The organism is Staphylococcus sp. EG-SA-15, assembly GCF_017151895.1.
Classification (GTDB): Bacteria; Bacillota; Bacilli; order Staphylococcales; family Staphylococcaceae; genus Staphylococcus; species Staphylococcus aureus.
The window spans coordinates 1-6,938 of sequence record NZ_JACVZN010000051.1 but is presented as its reverse complement, the minus strand read 5'-3'; the positions used below and the strand labels follow the sequence as shown (position 1 = coordinate 6,938).

General features: G+C 38.1%; 8 protein-coding genes and 1 pseudogene. All 9 read right to left on the bottom strand.

The features are described 5' to 3' along the window. Window positions 1-617: 617 nt before the first annotated feature. The 9 genes and pseudogenes from IDG64_RS14130 to IDG64_RS14090 all read right to left on the bottom strand — a co-directional run bounded on the left by IDG64_RS14130 (window position 618) and on the right by IDG64_RS14090 (window position 6,915). A complete protein-coding gene (locus IDG64_RS14130) occupies window positions 618-1,277 on the bottom strand; it encodes a dihydrofolate reductase family protein (protein ID WP_000802831.1) in 660 nt (219 codons plus the stop codon). A 110-nt stretch (window positions 1,278-1,387) separates the two neighbouring features. Continuing rightward, on the bottom strand, window positions 1,388-1,744 hold the full coding sequence (locus IDG64_RS15615; RefSeq protein WP_000374054.1) for a WYL domain-containing protein: 357 nt from the start codon (window positions 1,742-1,744) through the stop codon (window positions 1,388-1,390). Window positions 1,745-1,767: 23 nt separating this feature from the next. After that, window positions 1,768-2,340, bottom strand: a pseudogene (locus IDG64_RS15610) (helix-turn-helix transcriptional regulator). 275 nt (window positions 2,341-2,615) lie between these two features. Then, a complete protein-coding gene (gene aph(3')-IIIa / locus IDG64_RS14115; RefSeq protein WP_001096887.1) occupies window positions 2,616-3,410 on the bottom strand; it encodes an aminoglycoside O-phosphotransferase APH(3')-IIIa in 795 nt (264 codons plus the stop codon). A 92-nt stretch (window positions 3,411-3,502) separates the two neighbouring features. Then, on the bottom strand, window positions 3,503-4,045 hold the full coding sequence (gene sat4, locus IDG64_RS14110; RefSeq protein ID WP_000627290.1) for a streptothricin N-acetyltransferase Sat4: 543 nt from the start codon (window positions 4,043-4,045) through the stop codon (window positions 3,503-3,505). After that, the gene (locus IDG64_RS14105; RefSeq protein ID WP_001255866.1) at window positions 4,042-4,950 is read right to left on the bottom strand and encodes an aminoglycoside nucleotidyltransferase ANT(6)-Ia; all 909 of its coding nucleotides are present in this window, start codon (window positions 4,948-4,950) and stop codon (window positions 4,042-4,044) included. The genes sat4 and IDG64_RS14105 overlap by 4 nt, the downstream gene beginning before the upstream one ends. A 32-nt stretch (window positions 4,951-4,982) precedes the next feature. Next, a complete protein-coding gene (locus IDG64_RS14100; RefSeq protein ID WP_000662263.1) occupies window positions 4,983-5,717 on the bottom strand; it encodes a class I SAM-dependent methyltransferase in 735 nt (244 codons plus the stop codon). Continuing rightward, window positions 5,698-6,567, bottom strand: a complete 870-nt coding sequence (locus IDG64_RS14095; RefSeq protein ID WP_200626309.1) for a nucleotidyltransferase domain-containing protein — start codon at window positions 6,565-6,567, stop codon at window positions 5,698-5,700. The genes IDG64_RS14100 and IDG64_RS14095 overlap by 20 nt, the downstream gene beginning before the upstream one ends. Before the next feature lie 102 nt (window positions 6,568-6,669). Next, window positions 6,670-6,915, bottom strand: a complete 246-nt coding sequence (locus IDG64_RS14090) for a single-stranded DNA-binding protein (RefSeq protein WP_000567888.1) — start codon at window positions 6,913-6,915, stop codon at window positions 6,670-6,672. Between the last annotated feature and the right edge of the window lie 23 nt (window positions 6,916-6,938).

The following is a 6,938-nucleotide window of genomic DNA, read 5'->3' as shown; positions in this document are numbered from 1 at the left end:
CTCAAAATTACCAGAGATTAAGCTCAGCCAGATATAAGGACTCCAGCCTTACTTTCTACGCAACAACGCCACACACTCCACATGCCTTGAGTGGGCAAAAAAGATGTCGCACCCCACTGGTATCCCCTTGGCGGAAGCCCATATTTCTGAAACAGTCGCCTGGATAGGCTATTTTTCATTGATTTGGTGCCTGCTTTTGCGTTACAATCCAAGTAATTGTAAGCAATAAAGCCTTCAAAAGCATGTTGTCCTCTTGAAGGCTTTATTCGGTACAACTTTAAAATTGGTTTACTTATCTTTATCTTCCTCTCTAAGATACTTAACTAGCCCCGGATAATTGCTTATCCTTACAGTTCGGATCAATTAGAATTAGCCGAAAACGGCGGCGAAGAAACGAACCACCGAGAAGCACCGCCGCATTGCCGAGCTTGATACCCTCATTGAACGACTGTATGCGGACCGGAAAAGGCGCGGTTGACCGCCTTGCCCTCAAAGGCTTAGGGGCATATCAACTATATATTGGGGCCGAGTGCCGTTACTTTAACACCGCCGCTAGCCATGAGCTTATGCTTCCTTTAGGACACTGTCCCAACAGACACTTTTTAAAGTATGCTGCACTAATCCTTATTTTTCACAGCATAGCGCAATGACAGACAGCCATGTTCTGCATTCTCTGTTCCCTGCAATTCCAAATTAACTTTTTCAGATAACAGAAGGTTATCAAATAGTTGTTTTTCTTTATTACCTACAAAACATGGTGATATCACAAGACTGATTTCATCAATAAGTCCGTTTTCTAATAATTTGTTGGTTAATCCACCGCCACTGTCTGTCCGCATGTATTTACACCCATATTGCTCATGCAGGATCTGAAAGGCTTTTTCATAGTCCACATGATCATTTCCTGACACAATATATGGGTAATGCCTTTCCTCCAAATAATTCAAATATTCCTTCGGAGTGGCAGTTGATACCAGAATGACAATTTCCTTCAGATATCCAAGATTTCTTAAGCAATGAAGACTTCTCAAGATACCTCTGCTGTCAGGTATGACTCCTATTGGTCTGGGGTCCTCCGGGCTTGTTATGATTTTCTCAAAATCAGCCTCTGTTTCAGCAGGATATTTTTCAAATGCAGTAAAAACAGTATTGGACCCAAACAGCACCGCATCCGAATGAATTCCCCCGGCAACCTGGTAGTAAACTTCCGGATTATCAAAGCCTTTAATGCGGCCATCAAGGCTAATTTGTGTGTGCATAATTATCTTTGGTTTCATATTTTTCAATCCTCCTTTTTGATAGTAGAATATCATAATACACTGACAGCTGTATGTCAGCAGGGGATATGAAACCTTACAAAAAATACATAACAGACCAATCGCTTTCTCTAAATCAAGTTTAGGCAGTGATTCGTAATTTGTGCCAGGTGTTTACGGGTTATGCATTTTAATTCATCAGGTTGGACTATTTCAATGCCTGATCCATATTCAATCAGCTGCTTGCTCAATATCTCAAAGGAATCTGTCTGGAATTCGATTTCCATTTTACTTCCCAAATCGGTTTCTTCAAGGAAGCCGAGAGAATACCTGTTCTTGATAGAATTGTATGTCTCCCCTTTTTCAGCTCTAAGAATTACATTATATAGTTTTTTATATGAAAGCATTTGTTTTAATATTTGTTCCAAAGAGCCATCATGGCTTTGACAGAGCTCTTCTTCTATGCAAATGCTTTTAATCCGATCCACACGAAAATTCCTATATTCATTTCTTAGCCTGCAAAACCGATTAAGTACCAGTTCTGTTCATAAAACCCCAGTGATATAGGCTCTATCATTCTGCTTTCCGGTTCTTGCCCTCCTGATGCAGGATATTGAATTGATATTACCCTTTTATTGCAGATTGCAGTCTGAATTGCTGCAATAACGTTATCCGCCAATGTATTTTTCTGTCCAGATGTGCTGTACACGTTAATACTGTTCTCCAACTCCTGTGCATAGTTTTTTTCACCATGCTTCAAAATAGATTTGATTTTATACATAGCTGAATCAAAATCCTTTATAAATGATTCATCTCCATGGCAATTTAAAAATTTCCCTGCTGTAATCAATGCACCCACTTCCGCCGCTGTAAACATTACCGGCGGAAGTAGGAAGCCCTCTACAAGAAAATATCCTTTTCCGGCCTCAGATCAAATTGGTATTCCGGCTTCTTCAAGTGTCCGGATATCTCTGTAAACTGTCCTTAAGCTTATATTAAATCGCTGTGCAATTTCTTTGGCAGGAATTATTTTTTTTGATTGCAGCTGAATAAGAATAGAGGTTACTCTGTTAATCCTGTTCAAATTTTATTCCTCCTCTGTGACTTCCATAAAAAGTATATCCTATGCGTTCTTAAGCTAGCTGCTGTTAGTGCTTCTCATTGCACCCTGGTTATAAAAGCCATACTCACAAACCTCTTCACCAAAACTCTTTACATCTCTAATATAGAACTCTATCTAGCGAACTTTTAGAAAAGATATAAAACATCAGAGTATGGACAGTTGCGGATGTACTTCAGAAAAGATTAGATGTCTAAAAAGCTTGTAGTTAAAGCTTTTTAGACATCTAAATCTAGGTACTAAAACAATTCATCCAGTAAAATATAATATTTTATTTTCTCCCAATCAGGCTTGATCCCCAGTAAGTCAAAAAATAGCTCGACATACTGTTCTTCCCCGATATCCTCCCTGATCGACCGGACGCAGAAGGCAATGTCATACCACTTGTCCGCCCTGCCGCTTCTCCCAAGATCAATAAAGCCACTTACTTTGCCATCTTTCACAAAGATGTTGCTGTCTCCCAGGTCGCCGTGGGAAAAGACAAGTTCCTCTTCGGGCTTTTCCGTCTTTAAAAAATCATACAGCTCGCGCGGATCTTTAAATGGAGTGTCTTCTTCCCAGTTTTCGCAATCCACATCGGCCAGATCGTTATTCAGTAAGTAATCCAATTCGGCTAAGCGGCTGTCTAAGCTATTCGTATAGGGACAATCCGATATGTCGATGGAGTGAAAGAGCCTGATGCACTCCGCATACAGCTCGATAATCTTTTCAGGGCTTTGTTCATCTTCATACTCTTCCGAGCAAAGGACGCCATCGGCCTCACTCATGAGCAGATTGCTCCAGCCATCATGCCGTTCAAAGTGCAGGACCTTTGGAACAGGCAGCTTTCCTTCCAGCCATAGCATCATGTCCTTTTCCCGTTCCACATCATAGGTGGTCCCTTTATACCGGCTGTCCGTCATTTTTAAATATAGGTTTTCATTTTCTCCCACCAGCTTATATACCTTAGCAGGAGACATTCCTTCCGTATCTTTTACGCAGCGGTATTTTTCGATCAGTTTTTTCAATTCCGGTGATATTCTCATTTTAGCCATTTATTATTTCCTTCCTCTTTTCTACAGTATTTAAAGATACCCCAAGAAGCTAATTATAACAAGACGAACTCCAATTCACTGTTCCTTGCATTCTAAAACCTTAAATACCAGAAAACAGCTTTTTCAAAGTTGTTTTCAAAGTTGGCGTATAACATAGTATCGACGGAGCCGATTTTGAAACCACAATTATGATAGAATTTACAAGCTATAAGGTTATTGTCCTGGGTTTCAAGCATTAGTCCATGCAAGTTTTTATGCTTTGCCCATTCTATAGATATATTGATAAGCGCGCTGCCTATGCCTTGCCCCCTGAAATCCTTACATACGGCGATATCTTCTATATAAGCGTACCGGTTCCAATTTTTTCGCAGTTTAACTTTTCCGACGCATTTATCGTCTTGGTAGTAAAGATATATTATCTTATCAGTATTGTCAATATATTCAAGGCAATCTGCCTCCTCATCCTCTTCATCCTCTTCGTCTTGGTAGCTTTTTAAATATGGCGCTTCATAGAGTAATTCTGTAAAGGTCCAATTCTCGTTTTCATACCTCGGTATAATCTTACCTATCACCTCAAATGGTTCGCTGGGTTTATCGATATCTTTCAGGTGCCCTGCTTTCATTTCTGTAATCACTGTTCCCGCCTCTCTTCTATATCAGCGGCATATGTGCTATCCAGGCAGCCGGTTTTACCAGTGTATTTTTTATACATGTCCCTGGTATATTTTGTTATATTCCTATCATACTCCGGATAGGCATAATGAAGCCTTTCCGCCACCTCACCGGATACCGCCCTGAACAATTGATGGCATAGAAATAATGCTTCCCATATGTTTTCATAGGAATCCATCCGGTAGGTGGACAAAAGTTTCTCCCACAAATCCTCGGATATATACCTTTCAATAAACTTATAGTTCTTGCCTACACTTAATTTAAAGCCTGTTTCGATGCCGACCTTCCATGATATCATTCTCAGCAGCTCATGGCGAACAATCTGATTAAAATGATCAATAGCAAATAAAATTTCCTTACGGCACAATCCTTTAATAACATAAGGTGTTACATTCCAAAATTCATTGCAGCAATCATCATACTCCCTTGCGCTTGGCTTTCTTACATGATAATCTATATCAGTCGGAACTATGTCCCTTTTAATTCTACAATCTTTATCAATTAGAACCTTTATTAATTTATCGCCCTTTAGGTAATTATCTAACTCTTCCAAGGGCAATAAGGTAAGATCAATTTTATTGTAATCATCAAATAGCATAAGATAGGAAAATCCCTTTTCTTCAGGTGGGAATAATTCCATATCCTCCGGCTTTTGCATCATTATTATATTCCCAAATTGATTAAGCCAGTCATCATTAGATATAAACGGTTCTATATCACTTACAAAATATGTAATATCATAATCCTGAAATTCATCTTTAGGTATATTAATATTTGCGCGTGACCCCTCAAGGGTCACAATTCGAATACGTTCATCCTGTTCTGCTAAAGAAAGTACTAAATCCATCATTTCTTTTTCTGATCTCATTTACATACTCCTCGTTTATTTTTTCTATATTATTACATCTTCTTTTTTGCCGATACAATCAGCATCATTGGGCGTCGCATTTCATCCGCCATCCCCGGAATATCCATCATGTTCTCTGGCGGCTGTGGCTCCACAATCTGATTTATTATAAAACTATTTGAAAGCAGTGTATTTAGATATGTGGTCAGTGTTCTATGATATTTTGTAACCTTTTCTTCCAAAAACATAGCTGTCCGTTTGCCCTCATAATAATAATTGTCCACCGGGAAATGCAGTATTTCTCCTTTTTCGTTATAATACCAGTCTTGTGTTCCATGAGCAGTAAAAACAGGATGTTCAACTGTAAAAACTAAATTGCCACCAGCCTTCAGCATCCTATATATCTTTTTTATTAAATTCTCATAGTCTGCTACATAATGAAACGCAAGCGAACTTAGTATTACATCAAAGCTCTCCTCTGGGAAATCCACATCTTCTATGGCACAGCATTCATATTCAATCTGTGGAAAATGGGTTTTTCCTTTTGCTACTTCGAGCATTTTATGAGAAATATCAACACCTACTACAGAGGAAGCACCGTTTTCCATCGCATATATACAGTGCCATCCATAGCCGCATCCTAAATCAAGCACACGCTTACCCTTAAAATCAGGTAGCATCTTTTTCAAAGTCTCCCATTCTCCCGCACCAGCCAGTCCTTTCTGCGAGCGACTCATTTGACTGTATTTTTGAAAAAATATATTATCATCATATTTGTTTTCTTTCATCTGAACTCTCCTCGTTTAAAAAGTTATTTATCTCCGATACAATTTCATTCACTTCATTATAAAGCTTCTCGGTCATGTCGTAGCATTCAAAAAGTGAGATACCGAGTACTTCAAAAATATGATTTACCTTCTCGGTATATTTTTCAGGTTTATGTTCAAAAGTTTCAAGCAGTTTTATAGCTTTCTTTTCGTTGATACAATAAGCATTATTACATGCAAATAACACTTGATTTAAACATGAAACTATACGAAAAACATGACCCGCAATATAATATTTATCGTCTGTTCCCGAATTTGCTTTTACAAACATTAAAGAGAACCCTGCTTCAAACATAAAAAAGTTAACTAAACTTTTCTGCAAAGCATTGGGATAAGTTTCTTCCTGTTTTTTTAATTCGCATAAGCTTTCATTCTTAGCATATAGTATTTTGCTAATCGCTAATTCTCCTCGATACATTGCACTAATATAACCATGGGGATGCCCAGTCTGATAATTGGCAGTAACAATTCCGTGCTCTGTATCTTTCATTATTTGTTCCACACGTTTAATATCACGTAAAATTAAATCCACATGATACCCGTTTATGACTAACCATCCGCCGCCATTAATCCAATCACCCCATGCTCCGGGAGGTACAACAAGGTTATTTCTATGCTCATCATCCAGCTTTGTAGCGAATTGATTAATAGTATTTATGTCAAATGATTCTGAATTGTAATAGATGCCGATATCTATATCCGAATCCTCTGTATGGGTGCCCCTTGCACGTGAACCACCTAAAACAATACCTTCTATATAAGACAGAGAGGATAATTTCTCTGCTACTGATTTAATAATATTATCTACCATCAAGCATGCTCCTTTTATCGATTCACTGCTGTAAAAATTCCAAGCCAAATCTTTTGCTTCTACTCAACATATTTATAATTTTTTTAATTTCACAAAAGATAGTTAAAACTTATCAATTGTCTTTTTATACCTCTGCTGATTAGATGAAGTCTTTTCAATAGCCTTTAAATTACCATTCATTTTGCTAACATGGTTTAAAAATAACGTTCCAAGCAGAAGTCGATCCTTTCTGGGTATCCTATTCCCCACATATCCCTTGAATAAATCTTTAACAAGAAAAACTTCGCCATCATTTAGATTTTCAGTTTCTCTAATAGCTTCTTCCAATAGCTCATTTACATCAATCATGTTGTCCACTCCTTATTAATAAT